At 36.7% G+C, this 23,482-nt stretch carries 21 protein-coding genes; 3 read left to right on the top strand and 18 right to left on the bottom strand.

Features of this window, described 5'->3' with window-relative positions:
* Positions 1–5: 5 nt before the first annotated feature.
* Positions 6–374, bottom strand: a complete 369-nt coding sequence (locus tag VUJ46_RS15995) for a four helix bundle protein (RefSeq protein WP_326981722.1) — start codon at positions 372–374, stop codon at positions 6–8.
* Positions 375–415: 41 nt separating this feature from the next.
* The gene (locus VUJ46_RS16000; protein WP_326981723.1) at positions 416–745 is read right to left on the bottom strand and encodes a HesB/IscA family protein; all 330 of its coding nucleotides are present in this window, start codon (positions 743–745) and stop codon (positions 416–418) included.
* 197 nt (positions 746–942) lie between these two features.
* Here VUJ46_RS16000 and VUJ46_RS16005 point away from each other — a divergent pair, with 197 nt between their 5' ends.
* Positions 943–1,866, top strand: a complete 924-nt coding sequence (locus VUJ46_RS16005) for a GLPGLI family protein (RefSeq protein WP_326981724.1) — start codon at positions 943–945, stop codon at positions 1,864–1,866.
* Between the two features lie 15 nt (positions 1,867–1,881).
* Positions 1,882–2,748, top strand: coding sequence for a GLPGLI family protein (locus VUJ46_RS16010; protein WP_326981725.1), 867 nt, complete (start codon positions 1,882–1,884; stop codon positions 2,746–2,748).
* A 52-nt stretch (positions 2,749–2,800) separates the two neighbouring features.
* Here the strand turns inward: VUJ46_RS16010 and ypfJ are convergent, their stop codons facing one another.
* The 13 genes from ypfJ to VUJ46_RS16075 form a co-directional block, all read right to left on the bottom strand.
* Complete coding sequence (gene ypfJ / locus VUJ46_RS16015) at positions 2,801–3,658, bottom strand: KPN_02809 family neutral zinc metallopeptidase (protein ID WP_326981726.1); 858 nt, start codon at positions 3,656–3,658, stop codon at positions 2,801–2,803.
* Positions 3,659–3,774: 116 nt separating this feature from the next.
* On the bottom strand, positions 3,775–5,853 hold the full coding sequence (locus tag VUJ46_RS16020; protein WP_326981727.1) for an LTA synthase family protein: 2,079 nt from the start codon (positions 5,851–5,853) through the stop codon (positions 3,775–3,777).
* A 121-nt stretch (positions 5,854–5,974) separates the two neighbouring features.
* Positions 5,975–6,490: a 6,7-dimethyl-8-ribityllumazine synthase gene (gene ribH / locus VUJ46_RS16025; protein WP_326981728.1), complete on the bottom strand. Its 516-nt coding sequence runs from the start codon at positions 6,488–6,490 to the stop codon at positions 5,975–5,977.
* Positions 6,491–6,493: 3 nt separating this feature from the next.
* Positions 6,494–7,189 carry a tetratricopeptide repeat protein gene (locus VUJ46_RS16030; RefSeq protein ID WP_326981729.1) on the bottom strand — a complete coding sequence of 232 codons (696 nt, stop codon included), beginning with the start codon at positions 7,187–7,189 and terminating at the stop codon, positions 6,494–6,496.
* Positions 7,190–7,418: 229 nt separating this feature from the next.
* Entirely contained in the window at positions 7,419–7,955 is a 537-nt protein-coding gene (locus VUJ46_RS16035; protein ID WP_326981730.1) for an adenine phosphoribosyltransferase, read from the bottom strand.
* Complete coding sequence (locus tag VUJ46_RS16040) at positions 7,955–9,151, bottom strand: hypothetical protein (RefSeq protein WP_326981731.1); 1,197 nt, start codon at positions 9,149–9,151, stop codon at positions 7,955–7,957. The genes VUJ46_RS16035 and VUJ46_RS16040 overlap by 1 nt, the downstream gene beginning before the upstream one ends.
* Positions 9,152–9,201: 50 nt before the next feature.
* Positions 9,202–10,221 (bottom strand): hypothetical protein, encoded by a 1,020-nt coding sequence (locus VUJ46_RS16045; RefSeq protein WP_326981732.1) that lies wholly within the window; start codon positions 10,219–10,221, stop codon positions 9,202–9,204.
* A 102-nt stretch (positions 10,222–10,323) separates the two neighbouring features.
* Entirely contained in the window at positions 10,324–11,655 is a 1,332-nt protein-coding gene (locus VUJ46_RS16050) for a quinol:cytochrome C oxidoreductase (RefSeq protein ID WP_326981733.1), read from the bottom strand.
* Positions 11,656–11,663: 8 nt separating this feature from the next.
* Complete coding sequence (locus VUJ46_RS16055; RefSeq protein WP_326981734.1) at positions 11,664–12,344, bottom strand: c-type cytochrome; 681 nt, start codon at positions 12,342–12,344, stop codon at positions 11,664–11,666.
* A gap of 1 nt (position 12,345) precedes the next feature.
* Positions 12,346–12,867, bottom strand: a complete 522-nt coding sequence (locus VUJ46_RS16060; protein ID WP_326981735.1) for a DUF3341 domain-containing protein — start codon at positions 12,865–12,867, stop codon at positions 12,346–12,348.
* A complete protein-coding gene (nrfD, locus tag VUJ46_RS16065; RefSeq protein ID WP_326981736.1) occupies positions 12,854–14,251 on the bottom strand; it encodes an NrfD/PsrC family molybdoenzyme membrane anchor subunit in 1,398 nt (465 codons plus the stop codon). The genes VUJ46_RS16060 and nrfD overlap by 14 nt, the downstream gene beginning before the upstream one ends.
* Positions 14,252–14,276: 25 nt before the next feature.
* Positions 14,277–17,345 (bottom strand): TAT-variant-translocated molybdopterin oxidoreductase, encoded by a 3,069-nt coding sequence (locus VUJ46_RS16070; protein WP_326981737.1) that lies wholly within the window; start codon positions 17,343–17,345, stop codon positions 14,277–14,279.
* Between the two features lie 23 nt (positions 17,346–17,368).
* The gene (locus VUJ46_RS16075) at positions 17,369–18,733 is read right to left on the bottom strand and encodes a c-type cytochrome (RefSeq protein ID WP_326981738.1); all 1,365 of its coding nucleotides are present in this window, start codon (positions 18,731–18,733) and stop codon (positions 17,369–17,371) included.
* A 185-nt stretch (positions 18,734–18,918) separates the two neighbouring features.
* On the opposite strand from VUJ46_RS16075, the gene VUJ46_RS16080 reads away from it, so the two are divergent.
* Positions 18,919–19,458, top strand: a complete 540-nt coding sequence (locus VUJ46_RS16080; RefSeq protein WP_326981739.1) for an SPOR domain-containing protein — start codon at positions 18,919–18,921, stop codon at positions 19,456–19,458.
* 58 nt (positions 19,459–19,516) lie between these two features.
* Here the strand turns inward: VUJ46_RS16080 and VUJ46_RS16085 are convergent, their stop codons facing one another.
* The 3 genes from VUJ46_RS16085 to VUJ46_RS16095 all read right to left on the bottom strand — a co-directional run bounded on the left by VUJ46_RS16085 (position 19,517) and on the right by VUJ46_RS16095 (position 23,456).
* Positions 19,517–20,800, bottom strand: a complete 1,284-nt coding sequence (locus VUJ46_RS16085) for a DUF6080 domain-containing protein (RefSeq protein WP_326981740.1) — start codon at positions 20,798–20,800, stop codon at positions 19,517–19,519.
* Positions 20,801–20,875: 75 nt separating this feature from the next.
* Entirely contained in the window at positions 20,876–21,829 is a 954-nt protein-coding gene (locus VUJ46_RS16090; RefSeq protein ID WP_326981741.1) for a T9SS-dependent choice-of-anchor J family protein, read from the bottom strand.
* 85 nt (positions 21,830–21,914) lie between these two features.
* Entirely contained in the window at positions 21,915–23,456 is a 1,542-nt protein-coding gene (locus tag VUJ46_RS16095; protein WP_326981742.1) for a protein adenylyltransferase SelO, read from the bottom strand.
* Positions 23,457–23,482: the final 26 nt, after the last annotated feature.

Raw genomic sequence — 23,482 nt, forward strand, 5'->3', positions numbered from 1 at the left:
AAAAATTAGTTTCGTTTTCTAACATCTGTTTTAGAGAGATAATCAATAAATTTTGATAATTGTCTTGAAACCAATTTGCAATCATTAATTAAATCTTGTGTGTCCTCTTCATATAGGATTGAGCAAAGATGTAACATATTTCTTACTTCGCCACAACTGCCTTTAGAATATTTTAAAAATCTAATGAATTGTGCATTGTTGTTATACTCGCTCCCTTCTGCAATATTGTTTGAAATTGATAAAACCGCTCTTTTTATTTGGTTACTCAATTCAAATTCTTTCTTGTATTTATCTTGACTTAAAAGATTAAAAACATTCTTAGTAAGATTAATGGCTAATTGATAAACTTCAAATTTTTCGAATTCAACAGCCATTGCTAATTTTTAAATTTTTTAATCCTTTAATCTTTTAATAATTACAAGCTAAAAGATTCTCCACACCCGCAAGTTCTGGATGCGTTCGGATTGTTAAAAACAAATCCTTTTCCGTTCAAACCTCCTGAATATTCAAGAGTGGTTCCTGCTAAATAAAGAATGGATTTTTTATCTACAACAATTTTGATCTCGTTATCTTCAAAAACCTGATCTGTATCAGATTTCTTATTGTCAAATCCCAAAACATATTCTAATCCGGAGCATCCTCCGCTTTTTACTCCCACTCTTATATAGTCTTCAGCAGCGTTGAAGCCATCCTCCGTCATCAGTTGGATTGCCTTTACTTTTGCATGATCTGATACTTTTATCATTGTATTTATTTAGAATGATTTAATGATGCAAAAATACAAACTAATTTCCGCAATCTCAAATCGATGATGTCTATTTTAACGATTTTACGTTCAGATAAGTTTCTGAGTGTTAAAAATTCTATAATTTATTTTTTACAAATCATAGCATTCTGTTTTTGATTTAACTTTGAAATATAATTTTTATCTATACAGTATAAATGGAAAAAAAACTATATTCCTTTTTTGTGTTGCTATTGGTAGTGGTGGCTTATGGGCAAACCACGAGATTTGTCTATGATACTTCAGTGAATCCGGATTCGATTAATCTGGTAAGTCTGAAGAGTGAAAAAACGTTTCTCGATGTTAAAGACAACCGGTCATTATTTATCAGCGAAAATAAATTGATCAAAGATTCTCTTTTTGCTTTTTTTAAACCTGAAGAAAAAGAAAATAATAAGAAAGAAAGGAAAGAACTTTCGAAGCCGGGAGCTAAAAAAACGACTGAACCGACTTTTTTTGATTATTATATTACCAAAAATATTGCGGAGCAAAAAGTTTATTTTCATGATCAAATAGCCAGCAGACAAATTTATTATCAGGAAGATCGACCGGTAAAATGGGAGATAACCAATGTTACGGAACAACAAAACGGATATCCTTCACAAAAAGCGACTGCATATTTCGGAGGAAGAACCTGGACGGCCTGGTTTACAAAAAGTATTGCCATTTCTGACGGACCGTATAAATTTTCAGGTTTACCCGGTTTAATTGTGAAGCTGGAAGATGATAAAGGGGATTATAAGTTTGATTTAATTAAAAAAATCAATATTAAAAATGCTTTTGAAGAACCTGTTAATTCTGATGCTAAATTAAGTACAAGAATTGATTTTAAAGGAGACATGGCTGCGTTAGAACTGGAAGCGAAAAGTAATAGAAGAGCTTTTTCTTCGAGTGATCGAGGTGGAAAGCGTGGTGGCGGAATGTCAGGTGGCGGTATGAGAGGGAATGGACCTCCTAACGGAATGGGAATGCCTCCCGGCGGAAATGACGTTGATGGAATGATGCAGATGTCGAATTCAAGTGTGGGAAATTCAACTTCTTTCACGAGTGAAGTCGGCCAAAATCCAATTGAATTAAAATAAAAAATCATAGATATAATGAAAAAAATAGGAATTATTGTGTTAGGGCTGTTCATGCAGACTGTCTTTGCACAAACCAACAGATTTGTGTATCAGGTGACCATGAAGTCTAATGCATCAGATAAAAACGACGTGAAAACGGAGAATGCATATTTAGATATTTCAGCAGAAAAATCACTTTTTTATTCGGAAAATAGAATTAAAAGAGATTCTATTATGCAGCAGAATTTCCAGAGTGGTGGTGCGAGAGGTTTCAACAGAGATCAAATGGAAAGTTTAAGATCAAACATCAATTATACGGTTGAAAAAGATAAGGCAAACCAGAAAACATTCTTTAAAGACAGATTGGGACGAGATGTTTATCAATATGAAGAAGATCGCTCGATCAGCTGGAAAATTTTATCTGAAACCATGAAAATCGGAGATTATAAAGTACAAAAAGCAGAAACTGAGTTTGGTGGCAGAAAATGGACGGCTTGGTTTACTACAGATTTACCTTATCAGGACGGCCCTTATAAATTCGGAGGGCTTCCGGGGTTAATCGTAAAAGTGGAAGATGCTCAAGGAGAATATTCTTTTGATTTGATGAAAAACTATAAAATTTCAGATTTTCCTTCGATGAATCAGTTTGGAAATACAATTAAAGTAAAAAGAACGGATTTTGTAAAACAACAGGAAAAATTTAAATCAGATCCTGTTTCATTTATGAGTAATCAAGGAGGTGGATTTAGCCAAACCCGAATGGGGGCAGGTGGCGGAATTGCTGCCCCAAGATCCAGCGGCGGTGGAAACCGTGGTGGAAATGGCGGTGATTTCAGGAAAAGAATGGAAGACCGGGTAAAAGAAGATGCTAAGAATAACAGCAACCCGATTGAATTAAAATAAAACAAAACCCCTGAAGAACTTCTTCAGGGATTTTTGTTTTATGGTCTAACAATTATCTTAAAAGCTGATTGAAAGTATCACCTTGCTTGATATCTCCGGTGTTGTAGCCTTTCATAAACCATTCTTTACGCTGGGCCGAAGAACCATGTGTAAAGCTTTCCTGATTTACATATCCCTGAGATCTTTTCTGGATATTATCATCACCCACAGCTTCCGCAGCTTCAATGGCTGACTGAATATCTCCGGGTTCTAAAATATGCTCTCTGCTATCGGTTTGTTTTGCCCAAACTCCGGCATAAAAATCTGCCTGAAGTTCTGTTGCCACAGAAACCTGATTCATTTTTGCTTCAGAAAACCTTCCGCTTCTTCTCATATTATCCACTTCCTGAGTAGTTCCCAAAAGAGTCTGAACATGATGCCCGACTTCGTGAGCGAGTACATAAGCGATTGTAAATTCTGTAACTTTTGCACCAAATCTAGATTGAAGTTCATTAAAAAAGCTCATATCCATATACACACTTTGGTCTGCAGGACAGTAAAATGGTCCCATGGCAGATTGTGCAATTCCGCAGCCAGATTGGGTGGTGTTTTCAAAAAGAATAATTTTAGGAGCCCTGTAAGTCATTCCGTTTTGTTGGAAAATTTTGTTCCATGTTTCAATATTCCATTTTCCCATCATATTTACCATTTCTCCAATTTTTTGCTCATTGGCTGTTAACTGTCTTTGTTCAGTTCTTGGAGCGTTCGCACCAGCACCAGAGGAAAGAATAGAGGAAGGGTCTCCTCCCAGGAAAAATATAATAGCAGCAATAATCAGTGTTCCCAAACCGCCTCCAACGAGGGCGCCTCCGCCCCCGCCGGAACCTCTTCGGTCCTCTACATTACCACCTCTGTCGTCAGTCCATTTCATAATAATAAATTTTGTAAGTAAATTTAAAATTAATATTAAAGTGAATTCAGTATTTTATTAAAAAAATAATCAGAATTGATGAAAATTTAAAATTTAGCCTAAAAAAGATTTGTTAATCAACGATTAAGCTGATTTTTTTTCAACCAATAAGAAGTCGATTGATACGCTGATATCGTTTGATCTACTAAATTTTGTTGTGGAGTTTTCACCGCATTTTCATCATAATAAATATTGAATGCCGGAGCGAGTTTGCTTTCCTGTTGCTTTAATGCATATTGTTTTACCTTTCTTACTGGTGAAATAATCGTTAAATGATCGTCTTTTACAAAACCTAAATCCTGATAAGTGGCGATATATGCTTTCGGTTGGAAATATTCTTTAAAAACATCCTGACCTAAAAATTTAGACTGATAATTAAAATTCAGCAATCCGAAAAGGGTAGGCATCAGGTCGATCTGAGACATCAGCTTATCAAATTTCTGAGGCTGAACAAATCCTTCAGAAAAAATCATCGCCGGAATTCTGTATTTATCCATCGGTAATTCGGTTCCTCCGGCACTTGAAGCACAGTGATCGGCAACAATCACAAAGACTGTATTTTTATACCAATCCTGTTTTTTAGCCATTTCGAAGAACTTTTTAATTGAATAATCGGTATACTTTACGCCACCTTCTCTTGATTTTGCATCTCCCGGAATGTCGATTCTTCCGTCAGGATACGTGAAAGGTCTATGGTTGGAAACTGTCATCCAGTGGTTGAAGAATGGTTTTTCGGATTTTGCTTCCGCATTCATCGTCTGAATGGCTTTTTTAGCCATATCTTCATCAGCAACACCCCAAACGTTGGCGAATGAGATTTCTTCAGGTTTAAAATTATTTCGGTCAACAATTCCGTAGCCGTTTCCTTCAAAGAAATCCTGCATATTATCGAAATAACTGTAACCGCCATACAGGAATTTTACATCATATCCTTTTGATTTGAAAACGCTTCCTGTGGTAAACTTATTTTTGTTGTTTTCTCTTTTAATAATGCTTTCCCCGGCTGTCGGTGGGATACAAAGTGTTAAGGCTTCCAAACCACGAACGGTTCTGTTTCCGGTTGCATATAGATTGGTAAACATCATCGACTTGTCTGCCAGGCTATCCAAAAACGGAGTTATCTTTTGTGTGTTTCCATAATGTTCAAGAAACTCTGCCGATAAACTTTCAATAGAAATTAAAACTACGTTTTTCTTTTGTTCAGGCTGTTCAGTAACAATATTTCTCGTTAATGTATGTTCCGGATATTGGCTTAGGAAGTTTTTTTCTGCCTGGTTTTGATCAATTTGAGAATAGAACTGGAAATAATCAAGTTCATTATGGGTAAAGGCCCAATAGAATTTCGGAACTCCGTTGGCTTCTATTTCTTCGGCAAAGACATTGGATGATTTTATCTGCATCATCGCAGGAATCACCAATAAACTTGTTCCAACCAAAACAGCAAATGTCCCCAGTAAAATTAATTTCTGTTTAAAATTTGGAAGCGTTAAAAGCTCTTTTTTTGTTTTTTTAAAGATCAACCACGTAATCCCGAAAGTAACCGCAAAAATGACTAGGAATAACGGGACTACAGGATAACTTTCCATAATATTCCCGATCACTTCATTGGTATAAATAAGGTAATCTACCGCAATGAAATTGTATCTCAATCCAAATTCGTTATAGAAGAAGTATTCACTCATTGCATTGAAAACAATGGATAAAACATATAGAAATAAAGTGATGAAATATAATGTATTACGAATTTTTATTCTCTTTGAAGGCAAGAAAAGCATCAATCCGAAAAGAAGAGTTTTCAAACCGACAAAAATTAAAGCAATTTTTGTAACCGAACCTCCGTACTGTTTAAAAATATTATTCGGAATGACTAAAATATAGAGGAAAACTAACAAAAGAACCCCGAAAATAATATATCCGTAAGGTTTATTGTATTTTGAGTTTGATAAAAATAAAAAGTAAAGCGCTAAAATAGAGCTTGCCAGGATGAAAACAAAAATATCATTCACAAGCCCGATGGATAAAACTTTTATGACTTCAAAGAAGCCAAAGCTGACATTGGTGATCGGATGAAAGAAAAATACAATCCTTACCAGCAGTGAAATGATAAGGTAGAAGATTCCCAAATACAGAAAAGGTTTAATTTTTTGCGTAAACATTTTATTAACTGTGTATTAATTTATGCAAAGATAGTTTTTATTTACTTTCAGGTCGGAAATGTTTGAGCATCAAAAAAGGACTATCCTGCGATAGTCCTTTTGTATGCGTTAGGCTTGGCAATTAATGTCCGAAACCAATGTTGCCTTTTTTACCTGAAAGATTTTTTCTGAAATCGATCATTTTTAGAGCTGTTACAGCTGCTTCCACTCCTTTATTTCCGAGATCTCCGCCACTTCTCGCGATAGATTGCTCTTTCGTATCGTCCGTTAGTACACAGAAAATAGTAGGGGTATCTGTCATAATATTACAGTCTTTAATGCCCTGTGCTACGGCAGAACATACATAATCGAAGTGAGGTGTCTCGCCACGAATGACACATCCGATAGAGATCACTGCATCATACTTTCTTTCTTTACAAAGCTGCATGCTTGCATAGTTTAGTTCAAATGCTCCGGGAACAGGGAAAAGTTTAATGTTTTCCTTTTTTACGCCTTCTTTTTCAAGAATTTCCAGAGCTGCATCACGAAGATTATAGGTTACAAAATCATTCCACTCAGAAAAAACAATGCCGATAGAAAAATCTTCGGCATTCGTTATATTCAGTGGCTTGTAATCTGAAAGATTAACTGTTGCCATTTTTTAATAATATTTAGTCATTTCAATATAAGAATCAGACATTCCGTTGTCGTAGTCCTGATATTTTTCGCTGATTGCAGCAAAATATTTCTTAGCGTCAGCATTTTTCTTTAATCCTAAAGCTAAAATACCTGCTTTTCTAGTAAAATAATAAGTCGTATACGGATCATCAGAAGCAGAAGCTGCCTTGTCCAATAATTGTAAAGCGTCGTCATTTTTGTTTAGCCCTGACTGAGCGTCAGCCATAGCTCCATATTTCATGGCCATCATCGTTTTGTTGTCCGATGAAAATTTATCCAAAAGATCGAATGCCTCCTGGAATTTTCCTTCTTTAAATTTCAATAAACCTGCATTGTAAGCAGACAATTTACCGATAGAAGTAGAAGAATATTCGTTAGCCGTCCCGATAAATCCTGGATTAGCTGCAGAAGTTCCTCCCAGCGCTTCTTTATCTTTACCGGTGGTAAGATTTTTCTGTGCTGCAAGGAAGCTTTTTACCGCTTCAGCATTTTGAGGTGCCACTACGAATTGCTTATATGCGAAAAAGCCTAAAACTCCCAATACCAAAGCACCGAAAACTATTCCCAATTGCTTAGAATATTTTTCAAGAAATCTTTCTGTGTTTAAAGCCTCTCTGTCAAGATCTTTAAAAAACTCTACTGTTTCTTTACCTTCCTGATCTTTTGTAAGTTTTGCCATAAATTCTTAAAAATTGAAATGCAAATTTAATTGTTTCTGAATGATTTACAAAATACTTTGTACGTATTATTGATGAAATTTTGTCAATTGTGAATCGTGAATGATGAATTTTGTGAAAAAAGTTGCTCCGTTGTGGCTCGGCATGACATTTTTGAGACCAATTTCTTCATGTTAAGGTAAATTATTAGCATTGTCATGCTGAGCTCGTCGAAGTATTTGTATTTTTAGTTTAATATTCTAAAATGTGATAGATCTCGGCATTGAATTTCTTCAGTTTTTCATCACCATTCAAGCCTTTTAAAGCGGTTAAGAAACTGAACTGAGCAACGGTAGCTCCTTGTTTTTCAACCAATTTTGCAGCGGCTTCTGTAGTTCCTCCCGTTGCGAGCAAATCATCATGAATAAGAATTCTTTGTCCGGATTTTATTTGTCCTTCGCGGGTTTCGATGATGGCATTGCCATATTCCAGATCATATTCTTCAGATATAACCGGTGGCGGAAGTTTTCCTGCTTTTCTGATTAAGATAAAGGGCACTTCCAAGGCTACTGCAATGGCAATTCCGAAAAGATAACCTCGGCTTTCGATTCCACAGACAGCGTCTACTTTTCCTCTGCTGAACGCCACCAGATCCTGGATTACCTCTTCGTATAATTTCGGATTAAGAAAAATAGGAGAGATATCTTTAAACTGAATTCCGGGAATCGGAAAATCAGGAATATTCTCGATCGTTTCTTGAAGTTTTGTGATGAGTCCCTGTGAAGCCATTAAGGATTTATTTTATAGCTGGAAATTTTCCAGTCTCCGTTTACATTTTTAAGTCCGAAAGTTACCTTCAAAGAAGTTGTTTTTCCGGATTTATCCGTTACATCATAGGTTGCGTTTACACTTGCATTATTGGTGTTAGTCGCATTGGTGTTGATGTTTTTTACATTTACATTTTTTACAGAGCCAAAACCTGAAGTCGGGTTTGAGAAAGATTCATAGCTTCCCCAACTCGGGTTGTTGGATGCGTCAAATGCTGCTTTTAAATTCTGAGAACTCACATTATTTAAAAACTTACTTATTGTAGCTTTCGGATCAGCAGCCGGTTGTTTCGGTGTTACAGGCGCTGTCGTTGCATTTGGATCTGCAGATACGGGAGGGTTAGCTGTATTTACAGGACTATTCGGATCCACTGCACTTGGATCCTGAATGACTGCGGTAGAGTCTACTTTTGGCGGAGCAGCAACTTTCAATGCAGAAGGGTTTACCTCCAATCCGATTTTAGACATTTTAAAAGTCTTCGCTGTTGTTTTTACAGAAACCGTGATGTCGATTTTGTTATCCACTACTTTCTCAGCAAGAATAGAAGAGAATTTTAAGTTAAATCCTTTAAAATTATTGTCTGTCATTAAGTTTTTGGAGGTAGATAGACGAACCCCATTACTGAACACTTCCAATGTTGTTTCCAGGCCGGCACCTGTAAATGAAACAGGATTTCCGGCGTTGTCGACAAGTCTTGGGATAATCTGAATGGCTGTCGCGCCGTTTCCATCGTCAGCAGAAGGTCTGGTGATGATAGAAAGTGAGTTTGCTTTTACATCATTCGGGTCACTTTCTTTGGCTTTTTCGTCACCGAAAATATTCATTTCACCTAATGAAGGAGGAGCGGTACTTGCCCATTCAATTCCGTTTTTTTGTGCAACTTCGTCTGCCATGGTTAAAATTTCGGGAACTTTTTTCCCATTAACCAATTGTCCGAGTGCTTTTAATTCCGCAACGTCACCGTCAGCTTCCACGCCAAAAGTTTTTAGAATGTAAAGCGCTTCATTAAACTTAATCTGCTTAATAGTCGGCAAACTGGACGTCATATCGTTGATACTTGACTGTAAAGTTTTGGTACTGGTAGCATCCACCGAGTCTTTTTTACAAGCGGTGAAAAGCAACAAGCTGAAAACTAGAAGAAAAGATAACTTTCTCATTTTTATTCTGTTTGCTACAAATTTAATAAAACCTTTATTAATAGTAGATTTTATTTTTTATTTTGTTGTTCTTTTAGATCATCCTTGAAAAACGAACTGAAAATCTGCTGCATATTCGGGAAGTCCTTGCTTTCCCAATATTTTGAAGTATAATTGCTGTTATCGGTATTGAATTTTACTTTTTCAACTGCGTCATCGTTTCCTAAATCTAATTCTATTGGATAAAAATTACTGTAAGTTGCGATAGAATTAAATTCGGGTTCGCTTTTGTGCTTCATTTTTAAAAATTCAATTTCATTATATTCTAAAAGGTCTTTCAATGTTTTTTTTGAGTTTTGTTCATAAGCCATATTTAAGATGGTTCTGAAATCGAAAAATCTATAGCCGAATAAAGCGAATTCCTGTTTTTGCAGAAACTCTCCGGTAACTTCCACTTCATCTTTTCTATCTCCTTTTAATTCTTTGAAAACAGTGTTTTTATTTTTTTTATATTCATCTACATTTCGGACATTTTTAATTTTCGGAATTTCTAAAAACTGGTCATAATCCCAGGAAGACATTTTCTTTCGATCCATTTCAGGATTTTCTAATCTAAAAATGCGATATTGTTCAACTTTAGACCTCTTTAATTTTTTTGATTTATTGTCGAATACATACATAATAATTCCATCGGCATAGCAGTTCAATTTGTCGTTCACGGTGACATAGGTGTTGAAGTTCCCTTTTAAGAAAACATACTTAGCCGGTTTCTTACTTTTAATGACCACGGTTTCGATGTCTTTTACACGATCATTGATTGTAATGATTTCTTTAGTAAAATCAGAATAGGAGAGTGTGGCTACCGGAAAGTTATCATACACCAACTGGAATTTTTCCTGTTCGGGTTTTATCGTTTTCCTATCAATTTTACCATCAATGTCTGAAAAAGCAACAATGTTTCCGTCTTTTCCAAATACAGAAACTTTAGCTAGAGGTTTATTTGTTTTTTCTGAAACGAATGTGATGGATTGAGCGTAAGCAAAATTTAATCCTAATAAAAATAAGATTAAAATGAGAAGTTCCTTTTTCATTATAATTTTTTTATGTGTTTTTAAATATTTTGATCTGCATTAAAAGCAAAAAAGACTGATCATTACAATCAGTCTTTTTCAATATTATTTTGTTACAAGTCCTTAGAAAGGATACTCATAAATTTCAGATTCGTGTAGGTAAGGGTTACCTGTAGGAATCAATTTAAGTTTAGATAATGCAGTAAGCACTGTAAACATAAATAATCCAACTACGAATAACACAGCTCCAACAACAAGAAGGAATACTTCTGGAGTGTTCCAGAATGGTCCTACTGTTCCCGGCATTACCATGTTGAAGTAATCTAAAAGGTGACCTAAAATAACAACTACTGCCATTGTAGTAACCACTTTGTAATTTCTTTTGATGCTGCTGCTCACTAATACCAATAGTGGTAATAAGAAGTTCACGATCAACATTGGTAAGAACGTTACTCCATAATGCTGGAATCTTCCAAAGAAGTAGTTTACCTCTTCCGGTACGTTGGCATACCAGTATAACATAAACTGAGCAAACCATGTATATGTCCAAAGCATACTTGTAGCGAAAAGGAAAACTCCTAAATCGTGTAAGTGATTGTCATTGAACTGAGGTAAGAATCCGTTTTTCTTTAAGTAAACGCTTAAAAGGATGATTACCGCGATACCACTTGAAAGGCAGCTAACCATTGAATACCAGATATACATTGTCGAATACCAGTGAGGGTCAATAGACATCAACCAGTCCCAAGCCCAAGCTGCAGAAGCAAACCCGAAGAATGCGATATATCCAACAGCCCATCTGTAAAGGAATTGATACTCAACTAAAGATTTTGTATCATCTACTTTTTTAGATTGAGCTTTCAGTTTCCAAGCAAAGAAAGAAGCTCCAATTACATAAATGAAAGTTCTGATTGCATAGAAAGGAATATTTAAGAATCTTTTCTTTTCAAACAAGATCACATCGAAATGAGCAGAGTTAGGATCTGTAAGATCCGGATCCATCCAGTGGAAAAGATGACCTTGGTGAAGGATGTTTAATAACATGATGATTACTAAAATAGCACCTCCGTAAGGGATGTAGGAAGCAATAGCTTCCATTACTCTGGTAATGATGATTGGCCATCCTGCGTGAGCAGCGTGCTGAATACAGTAGAAAAACAATACCGCACAGCTCACTCCGAAGAAAAATACAGCTACAAAATGTATTGATGCCAACGGTGAATTATGAACCTGCAGCGTAGCATGTTCTAAATGTGCCGCGTGATCCTGAGGTCCTACCATTTCACTTGAGTGAGTAGGCGCATTATGACCGGCAGAATGTACTGCCTCCATCATGTGCTCTATTCTTTCTGTAGAGATTCCTTTGTTCATAAAGAAACCAACAGCAAATAGAACTAAACCTACAACAAGAAGTATTATAGAAGTTGATTTTAATTTTGGTGAAAAACTATACATTTCTTTTCTTATTTTTTAGTTTCGGTAGTCTCAGTTGTTGCTGGCGCTGCTGCGGCTGCAGGTGCTGCTGCTCCTTTTTTGAAGGCATTCATCACATACATTGCCACTCTCCATCTGTCTCCTGCATTCAGTTGTCCTGCATAAGACCCCATCGCGTTTCTACCGTTTGTTAATACATAATGAACAGATCCTACAGTAATTTCTCTATCAGCATAGTTTGGTACACCAGAGAAAGCGCCTGTTTGTACAATTGGTCCTTGTCCATCACCTCCAGTACCGTGACATGCTGCACACGTTTTATCGAAAAGCATTTTACCTCTTTCAATATCTTTCTCAGCATTAGCAGGGTTCAACGGAGAAACCGTTAATTTCTTAGAAGCATCATAGCCTGCATTGTACTCATCCGGAGTTCTTGGAAGTAAACCTTCTTCGAAAATACCGTCTTTATTTTGAGCCACTGATCCCTCTACCGGAGAAAGACCTGTTGCAAAGCTATTTTTAACGAAAGCAGGGATTTCATTTTCATGATCTGAATAGGCGTCCTGAGCTTTCATCAAAGGATCGTATGCCACAGGGAAATACATATCCGGGAAATAGACTAATGGTGCGTTTTCTTTCGGTCCGCAAGAATTAAGTAACACTGTTGCTAAACCTAAAACTGCTGTAATTCTTAATACGTTCTTTTTCATTTTAAGCGTCTTTAACAGTTATTTCTTCAACTCCAGTTTCAATAAGTAACTGTTTTACAGATTCTACATCTTCAGTTACAAATTCCATCAGGAACTTATCATCCGTTGTTCTTGGATCAGGGTTTTGTGCAGGAGCTCCAGGATACATTTTGTTTCTTACTAAGAAAGTTAATGACATCATGTGAGCGGCACAGAATACCATAAGCTCAAACATGGGTACTACGAATGCCGGCATATTGTGTGCCCAGTCAAAAGCTGGTTTACCACCAATATTCTGAGGCCAGTCATGATTCATAACATACCATGTTACAGTAGCACCTATGGTAACACCATAAAGAGCATAAAGGAAAGCGGCATCAGAAATTCTGGTTTTCTTCAATCCTAAAGCTTTGTCAAGTCCGTGAACCGGAAACGGAGTATAAACCTCGTTTATAGCGATTCCTTTATCGTTGAATGCTTTAACGCCGTTCATTAAATCGTCGTCGTCAGCATAAAGTCCGTATACAATTTTAGTGGTGCTCATCTCCTTCTTTTGCTTTATAAGTTTCACCTGAGATTTTCAGAATCGATTTCAATTCGGCCTGTGCAATTACAGGGAATGTTCTTGCGTATAATAAGAATAATACAGAGAAGAACCCGATTGTTCCTAAGTATACACCCACATCAATGATCGTTGGTTTAAACATTGTCCAAGATCCTGGTAAGTAGTCTCTGGAAAGGTTGATAACGATGATATCAAAACGCTCGAACCACATACCGATGTTAATAATTAATGCAATGATAAATGTTGCAATAATATTTGTTCTTACTCTCTTGAACCAGAATAATGCAGGCACTACAAGGTTACAGATAATTAGTGACCAGAAAGCCCACCAGTAAGGTCCAACAGCAGCACCCGGAGAAAGATACGTAAAGTCTTCGAATCTTGAACCGGAATACCATCCGATGAAATATTCAGTTGCATAAGCTACAGTTACCATACCCCCTGTCAATACAATTACGATGTTCATAATTTCGATATGATACATTGTAATATAATCTTCAAGGTGACATACTTTTCTAGCGATTAACAATAGGGTTTGTACCATTGCAAATCCTGAGAAGATTGCTCCGGCAACGAAGTAAGGAGGATAGATTGTAGAGTGCCATCCTTTAATCACTGAAGTTGCGAAGTCAAAAGATACGGTGGTGTGTACTGAGAATACAAGTGGAGTAGCCAAACCTGCAAGAACCAAAGAAAGTTCTTCGAATCTTTGCCAGTGTTTTGCTTTACCACCCCAACCGAATGCTAGGAATGTATAAATTTTCTTAGTCCAAGGTGTTTTTGCTCTATCTCTGATCATTGCAAAGTCAGGGATAAGACCCATGAACCAGAATACTGTAGATACTGAGAAATACGTTGAGATCGCAAATACGTCCCAAAGTAGAGGAGAGTTGAAGTTCCCCCAAAGAGAACCAAACTGGTTAGGAAGAGGGAATACCCAATATCCTACCCAAACTCTACCCATGTGGATAACAGGGAAGATTGCTGCCTGTACAACCGCAAAGATCGTCATTGCCTCTGCAGATCTGTTTACAGACATTCTCCATCTCTGTCTAAATAATAATAATACCGCTGAGATTAAGGTTCCGGCGTGACCGATACCTACCCACCATACGAAGTTGGTAATATCCCAACCCCAGTTAATAGTTCTGTTAAGCCCCCATGCTCCAATACCTGTTCCGACAGTATAGGCAATACACCCGAATCCATAAATGAATAGAACTAAGGCTGCATATAGTGATACCCACCATAATTTACCTGCTCTTTCTTCGATAGGTCGTGCGATATCTTCCGTAATATCGTGATAAGTTTTGTGACCAATAATTAGAGGTTCCCTTATCGGAGCTTCGTAATGTCCTGACATTTTTTACCTATTTATTATTTAAACTTTATTTTTCTACTCTGTTTCTTACTTTAGCGTGATAGAACACATTTGGTTTTGTTCCGATCTCTTCAAGTAAATAATATCTTCTGTTGCTAGAGTATAATTCTCTTACTTCAGATTCTTTGTCATTCATGTCTCCAAACGTCATTGCTCCGGTAGAACAAGCAGCAGCACAAGCACAAGAATTTTTGAATTCGTTGTCAGTTACTTTTCTGTTTTCTCTCTTAGCAGCTAAAATGGTAGCCTGAGTTTCCTGGATACACATAGAGCATTTCTCCATTACCCCTCTCGTTCTTACCACAACATCTGGGTTTAGAACCATTCTTCCAAGGTCGTTATTCATGTTGAAATCGAACTTGTCGTTTAGGTTATAAGTAAACCAGTTGAAACGTCTTACTTTGTACGGACAGTTGTTTGCACAATATCTAGTACCGATACATCTGTTGTAAGCCATGTGGTTTTGACCTTGCTTACTGTGTGATGTAGCCGCAACCGGACATACTGTTTCACAAGGAGCATGGTTACAATGCTGACACATTACCGGCTGGAAGATCACATCTGGATTTTCAGCGGGGTTATTCAATGCACCTTCACCTCCGAATGCTGTTCCGTATAATTCTGGAACGGCCAATCCTTCTTTTAATCCTTCGTAAACTTCTACTTTCTGAGTCGAAGAGTAGTAACGGTCAATTCTTAACCAATACATATCTCTTGACATTCTGATCTCTTCTTTACCAACAACAGGAACGTTGTTTTCTGCCTGGCAAGCAATGATACATGCTCCACAACCAGTACAAGAGTTCAAGTCAACAGATAAGTTGAAGTGAGGCCCGTCCGTATCATCGAAAGCATCCCAAAGGTCAATCTTTCTAGCTGGAAGTGCACCGCTGATCGTGTGATATTCCAAAGGCTTGTTCCATCCTTTGTGCTCATCATCGAATGCTACGTTTAAGTAATCTGCCAAAGGAACTTCTTTAGCGATCTCATAACGTCCCATCAAAGTATTTTGAAGCTGAATACCCGCAAACTCGTGATCTTCTCCTGTTTTTTCGATCTTAGCTCCTGAAACTGTTAAGTTAGAACCATCGAATAAAGGATAAGCATTAACACCAGTATCTGCTGTAGCTCCAGAATCTTTTTTACCATATCCAAGGGCAAGACCTACAGAACCGTCTGCCTGACCTGGCTGGATAAATACAGGAACATCTTTTATTGTTACTCCGTTTACCGTAAGATTTACGATAGAACCGTCTAACTGCATTCTTGCATTAAGATCGTTTTCAATACCTAATCTTTCAGCATCTTTAGGAGAAATAGTCAAATAGTTATCCCAAGCCATTCTCGTGATTGGATCCGGCAATTCTTGTAACCAAGGGTTATTTGCCTGCGTTCCGTCACCAATAGAAGTCTTAGTGTATAATACCAATTCTAAATCAGAAGCTTTGAAGTTTCCTAATTCTGCAACAGCCTGAGCAGCGTTTCCACCTGTGTAAGATAGAGTAGAACCTCCATCAGTAGTTACGATACCGTTATATAAAGCTTTGTTGAATGAAGTTCCTCCTAAAAGAGAAGCTGCATTAGCTTTTAAATAATCGTAGTAGTTGTTAGCAGAGCTGTTTTTACCGTTTTTCCAAACCAATAAAGACTCTTCAATCTGTCTTGATTTATAGATCTTTTGGATCGTAGGCTGCATTAATGCATAAACTCCACTCTGAGGTTGCATATCTCCCCAAGATTCTAGCCAGTTAGCTACAGGAATTACAGCTTTAGCTGCTTTATACATTGCATTTTTCTTATCAGCAACTGCAATTACATAAGGAACATTTTTAATCGCTTTTTCAAACTCAGCTCCTTTGTAGTGAGAGTAAATAGGGTCTACGTTGTTTGTAATCAATACACCAACCTGTCCTGCATTTACCCATCCTAAGAATTCCTGATATCTTGCTTTATCAAATTCTTTTAGGAAGTTTGCTTTACCGGTGAAAGCAACTGAACCTAATTTTTGATTGATTAAGTGAGCTAAAACCTGAGCACCTTTAGAACCATCAGCGAATACTACCGCTTTGCTTCCTTTAGCCTGTAACTCTTTTACGATTTCAGCAGCAGCTTTGTTTGAAGGAGCCGCTCCTGTAACGATTGCGTTGTAAACATCTACTAAAGCTTTGTTTACATCACTTGGTTTTAGTCTGTATCTTGAATCTGAGTTAGCACCCGTTAAAGACATGTTAGACTCCACTTGGATGTGTCTCAACATGTTTGCTCCCGGTTTTCTAGCCTCAGCATAAGATGTTTCTAAACTTGCTGCGTTGTAATCCCCTAAGAAATCAGCCTGGAAAGAAACTACCAATTCAGTACCTTTTAGGTCATAAACAGGTAATGCTCTTGTTCCGAATACTTCCTGAGCTGCATCTAATGCTGCAGAATGAGGATAAGCATCATACGTTACTAATTCTGCTGTAGGATATTTAGCTTTAAAATCAGCAAATAATTTTTTGAATGTAGGTGAAGCAAAAGATTGTGATAATAACACAATTCTTTTGTTTCCTGCCTTCGCTTCTTCCAATCCTTTAATAACAAAACTATCTACTTTATCGAAAGTTTCGTCTTTCCCTTCAAATTTAGGCTGCTTTACTTTATCATTATCATAAAGAGAAAGTACTGCCGCCTGAGCTCTTGCATTAGTTTTACCTAAATCGCCAGCTGCCGGGTTAGGATCAATTTTGATGGGTCTACCTTCTCTGGTTTTTACTAAAACACTGGCGAAGTCGAAACCGTCAAAATATGTTGAAGCGTAGTAGTTTGGAACTCCAGGAATAATATCGTGAGGTTTTACTACGTAAGGAATCGTTTTAATTACCGGAGCTTCACAAGCAGCAAGTGTTACCGCTGCTGTAGAAAATCCTAATAATTTTAAGAAATCTCTTCTTGAAGTACTGGATCCGTTCTGTTCAGCATCTCCAAGGAAATCTTCTACCGGAATTTCTTCCTGAAACTCTTTTTGAGCCAGCTTATTGTTTAAAGCCGGGTCTTTAAGTTCATGAATACTTCTAAATTGTATTTTGTTTGAAGCCATTTATACTTCTAATTTTTTAGTTATTAATAATGACATTTACCACACTCAAGACCTCCAATTGCGTCTACAGTAATCTTACCACCATCTTTAGGGTATTGCTTCTTAAGCTTGTCATGTAGATTCTTGAAGTATTCTTTATTATAACCGTTGTTCATATCAACTTCAGTAGTTCTGTGGCACTCAATACACCATCCCATAGTGAAGTCATTAGCCATTTGAACAACATTCATTGTGTCAATTTTTCCGTGACAAGCTTTACATACAACATCAATTTTGTTGTCAGGATTCTTTTTGTTGAAAGAACTGATAATTGCCTGCTCACCTGCTACAACGTGCTGAGAGTGGTTGAAGTACACGAAGTCTGGCATGTTGTGGATTCTTGTCCATTCTACCGGCTGTGTTTTTCCTGTATACTGTTGTTTAGCAGGATCCCAACCTGTAGCTGCGTAAATTTTCTGGATCTCTCCATCATAGAAAGCCTTGTCTTTTCCTGGCTCCATGTAATGATCTGCATTGTACTCAGAAATCGTTCTGTGACAGTTCATACATACGTTCATTGATGGGATTTCAGAAACTTTACCGTATTTAGCACTGGAGTGACATAATTGACAGTCAATTTTCTGTTCTCCAGCGTGAATTTTGTGTGAGAAATAGATAGGCTGCTCTGGCTTGTATCCTTTGTAGACCCCGATCCACATGATCCAGTTCCAAATTCCGTACGTTGCCAAAAGTGCCAGGATTGCGATTAACCCTTTACCAACATAGTGGTATTTTGCGTAGATTTCACTGAAAGATTTTACTCTCGTTTCATTGAGTCCCGCTAAGTCTTCAGATTGCCCCAGTTTCACTAATTGTCTTAGTTTTAAAAGGATCCATACTAATAAACCTGCGATGGCTAAAAGTGAAATGATTACTACATTTGTCGTGGTTTTGTCTGCAGGGCCTGCATTTGCTCCGGCTGCAGGTGCAGCTGTCGCGTCATCCTTCTTTGCCGGTTCCGGCTCTGGTGGATTAGTTGTAAAAGCTAAGATATCATCGATGTCCTTCTCAGAAAGATTCGGGAACACCTGCATCTCAGTTTTGTTAAACTTTTCAAAAATCTCATTGGCGTATTTATCCCCAGAAGCTCTTAAAGCTTTGTTGTCTTTGATCCACTTATGAAGCCAATCTCTGTCCACACCACCTTCAGTTTTCACTCGTTCTACAACCCCCTTCAGCGGTGGTCCTACAACTTGTTTGTCTAAAGCGTGACATGCCGTACAATTTGCCTTGAAAAGTTTCTCTCCATTCTTAGGATCGCCGTCTTGCCCGTAAATTGAAGCACTGGTTGATAGCAATAAGCCTATTGCGATCAACGTTTGTCTATAATGCTTTCTCCAACTAATCATTTAAATTATCTTATGTTAGTAAAATATTGAACATTCAATCAATCCCGCAAAAATAATATTTTTAACAGGAATTTAACGGCTTATGGAAAGGTGAATATATCATTTCTGTTTAATTTGTAATTATTCTAAATAACTGGGTTTGGTATAAGTTTTTAATTTGTATAAATTTGCGGAAACAAGTTTAAATGAAAAATTTAATCAAAATATTTTCAGTCGTATCATTACTGGCTTTTTATCATATTGATGCACAACAGGTTGTAAAGAGAGATACGTTGAGCGGGACGGAACTTATTATTTCTATGGATCCAAAGGTGGACGCTGCTTTGGGAAGCATTGAAGATAAATGCTCCAGGGTAGCTGTTAACACGTCTACCAGGGATACAGATAGTGACAGTGATTATACAAAACCGGCGAAGATTTTTGTTCCAAGTCGCGAGCTTACGAATGCGGAGATCTGTAGAAAAAATCCAAGAATTTTAGGGTTTAAAATACAAATTACGACCGTGAAAAGTAATGATGAAGCGAACGAGGTAAAATCATATTTCAGAAAGAGGTTCCCCAACCTTAAAGTGGAGACAGATGCTTCTTTACGACCGAACTATAAGATTTTAGCAGGAAGTTATTTCACAAAACAAAGTGCTTCTTCGGACTTATCGAAAATCAGAGAATATTTTAAATCTGCTGTAGCGGTTCAGTATAGAATTTTCTGTGCAGAGGCAAAATAATATCAACAAAATATAAAATAATAAAGCTGAGAATTTTAGGGTTCTCAGCTTTATTATTTTACAGATAATATTGATTTAAAAACCAGAAAAATTCCGTCATCCTGTAATAATTGTTAAATGCCAGATAAGTAAAGAGAATTCCTGTGATGACCACCAGAATGGAAGTTATTTTTACTGATGAACGATAAGTGAAAAAGAGCCATCCCAACAGTAAAGGATAAACAAAAACAAAGTGACCACCGTAGATGTAAGAAGTATGAAGTCCAAACCTCATCAGGCAATGGATGATGATGTCAATAATAAAAGAAATCATCAACATTTGTACTAGTTTGTTTTTGAAATTTTTATAATAACTCCAACTTATTAATGCTAATAAGGTAATGATGAAAATATACGGGATCCATGATGAGTAAACGTACATGAGCAAGGCTTTAAAGTGAAAACCCTTCATATTGTGTTTATTTCGGATAATAAAATCTGAGAACAGAATATTACCTCCAAAAAAATAGGAAGAGATCATGTCCCATGCGGGCGTATTTTTTACATTTGAAAATTTCTCATACTGCTGACTTGTTTTGCTGAAAATAGTTTTATACTTAAAATCAATTCTATTCAAATAAAGTAAGACAAAGCATATGCAAGTAATTAATCCTCGTATAGCTGCGTTTAATATTTTTTTCCAGTCCTTAAAAAGATCGTTTTCAAAAATAACTGGGATAAATACTTTAACGATATTGGTAACGGTCAATCCTCCAATCGTAACACCGGCAAATGCCAAAGGCAATGCAGGAATTTTTTGATCAGACTTAATTTTAGTCGCTGCATAATGGTTATACAGACTCAATAAAAATAGGGTATAAGTGAAATTTTCCGGAGTGAAAGAAAGAAGAATATTTGTTGAAAAAGCCCCGAAGAAAAAAATTAATAAAAGGCTAATATGATCGGGAAGGTTAATGATGTTCTTTAAATATTTAAAAACCTGTAAAATACTTAAACTAACCATTAAATTACTCATCCAGGCTAAAGCCAATCTGAAAACTGCATTGGTTTTGCCGTCGGAAAGATATAATGCAATTTCTCTTATCCAATTGAAGAAATAATAGGAAAGTGGATGTCTTTCGAAGCTTCCGCCCGTCATAACAATCGCTTTATTGTCAAAACTGAAATACGCATCCCAGGGGATTCTTTCATCGTAAATAATATGGTAATCTAAAGCGATATACCATCCTAAAATTCCATAAGAGACTAGAAAGAATGTGAACACTCCGAGCTCCGTATATGAAGAAGGGAGAAGGAGTCTGAAAAAGCTGTTCAGTTTTGATTTAATTGTAGGAATAAACACCTTCGAAAATTTTTACAAAAGTAAAATAAAAAACTCACCAATTTTGGTGAGTTTGTAAGATTATAATAATTGAAATTATTGCTTGATAATTTTTTCTGAAGTTTTTGTTCCGTCTGCAAATTCAACTTGTAATAAGTAGGTTCCTTTTGGAAGTGCAGATAAGTCGGCGTTAGCGGTATTCGTGTTTAATAAAGATCTTCCTGTCATATCAATAACAGTAGAAGATTTAACCTTTTTATCTGTTTTAACGGTTACTTCTCCTTTCGTAGGATTAGGATAAACAGAAACTTCTGATTTTGATTTTGAGATTTCGCTGGTCGCAAGAACTCCTGATGTTGTTACTTTTACATCATCCAACATAAACATATATTGGTCGGAAGACATGTAATTGAATCCAATTCTAACGGTTTGCCCTGCGTAAGCATCTAAATTAATTGTTACCTCTGTCCAATTCGCATAAGGTGCTGTTAACGTAGCTGGTGTTGAGATTGTTGTAAAGTTGGCAGATGATGTTGGTGTTCCTGTTCCTGTATAAATTCCTACTTTGTAATCTTCAGTGAAATCAGGAGATAGTGCTTTCACCCAGAATGTTAAAATGTTTGAACTGGCTCCTAATGTTAAAGAAGGAGTGATAAGCCAGTCATTATTCGCGTCATCTGGTGCTTCAGGTACTCCCGCCCAAGATACAGCGCATTTTTGTCCGCCATGAGGGCTGAAATTTCTAACTTCTTGATCACTAGGTGTGGAGGTCGCGTTGTTAGTGGCATTGCTATTTGTAAGATTGAAAATTTGGAAAGCCATAGGATCTCCTGCATTGTCCCAGTTAGGTAGAACTGTTGTCGTTCCGTTAACTACGGGACCTCCTCCCGTGTAGGTATCTAGTTCATCTAGATCTAGAGTTAACCAGCTTCCAAAACCTGAAATAGAAAAATCAGTGTAATTTTCAAATCCTTCATCCAATAAGACGGTTTGTGCTTGAATAAAAGCTCCTGTAAGTAGTAAGCTTAAAGACAGTAGAGTTCTTTTCATAAAATATTTTTTATAAATTTAATAAAAAATATTGATTTAAGGTTGTGATTTGGTGAAAAATATGTGTTAAAAATGTATTTTTGATTTAAGAACTACAAGAAAGCATAGAGCATCCCGAAACATCATCATATTTCGAAGGGCGTTTTTTAGAAAATTCAGGATAGATTTCCTGGTATGGATTTTCCAAAGCTTTGGTTAGCTTTTCTAAAAGTTCTGTTTTTCCGATATTAATTTCTTCAATACATTCAAAAAGTAAATAATTTCTCAGGATGAATTTCGGATTTGCCTTTTTCATCAATTCAATAGAGTCTTCTTTTGAGATTGCATTCTTTTCAAGTCGTTTTTGATATGTTGTTAAAAAATGATCCAACTTTGAAAGTTTTTCCTCATCCAATAATAGATAAGAAACATTTTCAAACTGAGATTTTAAATCAACTGAATTATTGAATCTTTCCAGTTGAGTGAAAAATAAAGTGTAATCTAACTGCAATTCCTGCATCAAGCCTTGCCAATTGGTGAAGAAATCTTCATCATCTTTTAAGAGTACGTCAAAACCGAATTTTTTACAAAGCATCTGGTCGTGCGCATTCCAGAAATAATCTCCGAAATCGTTTAATGTTTTCTCTAAAAACTGTTCATCCTTAATAATAGAGTGGAGTGCATTGGCAAGTTGCCAAAGATTCCATTGTGCAATCTGGCCTTGTTTTCCGAAAGCATATCTTCTGCCGGGAAGATCGGTTGTGTTGGGGGTGAAATTCAGATCATATTCATCCATCATTGAATACGGACCGTAATCGATCGTTAATCCTAAAATCGACATATTATCGGTATTCATCACTCCATGCACAAATCCTACGCGATACCATTCCACCATAAGATCGGCAGTTCTTTTGCAAATGTCTGAAAAGAAGTCTTTGTATTTTTGAGATCCCTCGGAAGCTATTTCTTTAAAATAATTTTCAATGGTAAAATCAACCAGATCCATCAAAGTATTAAGCTCTTTTTGCGCAGACATCAATTCAAAATGCCCGAAACGAAGAAAACTTTCTGCGGTTCTCACCACTACAGCTCCTTTTTCTGCTTTTGGATCTCCGCTGTACATGATGTCTCTTACTACATCTTCTCCCGTAAATGATAAACTTAATGCTCTCGTGGTCGGAATTCCTAAATGAAACATCGCTTCACTCATCAGGTATTCGCGAACTGAAGACCTCAGCACGGCTCTTCCGTCAGCGTGTCTCGAATAAGGGGTTGCTCCGGCGCCTTTCCATTGGATTTCGTTTTTCTGACCTAAACTGTTGGTGATTTCTCCAGCTAAAATGGCTCTTCCGTCTCCCAATTGTCCTGCCCAGTTTCCAAACTGATGTCCGGCATAGGCTGTTGCATAGGTTTTTATATTTTCAGGCAAATTATTTCCAACCAAAAAATCAAGGTCTTTCTCTTCAAATTGTCCCAATCCGATTTCCTCTGAAAGTTTTTCATTAAAAGCAATCAGTTTAGGCTGATCAAAACCAACTGGTGAAATGGTGGAAAATAAAACTTTTGGCGTATTTCTCTGAATGGTATTTCCTGAAAAATCACCAGGAAATATTTTTATAAAGGGTTGTTGAATGTTTTCAATTTTCATAATCTCAAAGATAGTGATAATAAAAA

It is taken from the genome of Chryseobacterium sp. MYb264, assembly GCF_035974275.1.
In the GTDB taxonomy this organism is placed as follows: domain Bacteria; phylum Bacteroidota; class Bacteroidia; order Flavobacteriales; family Weeksellaceae; genus Chryseobacterium.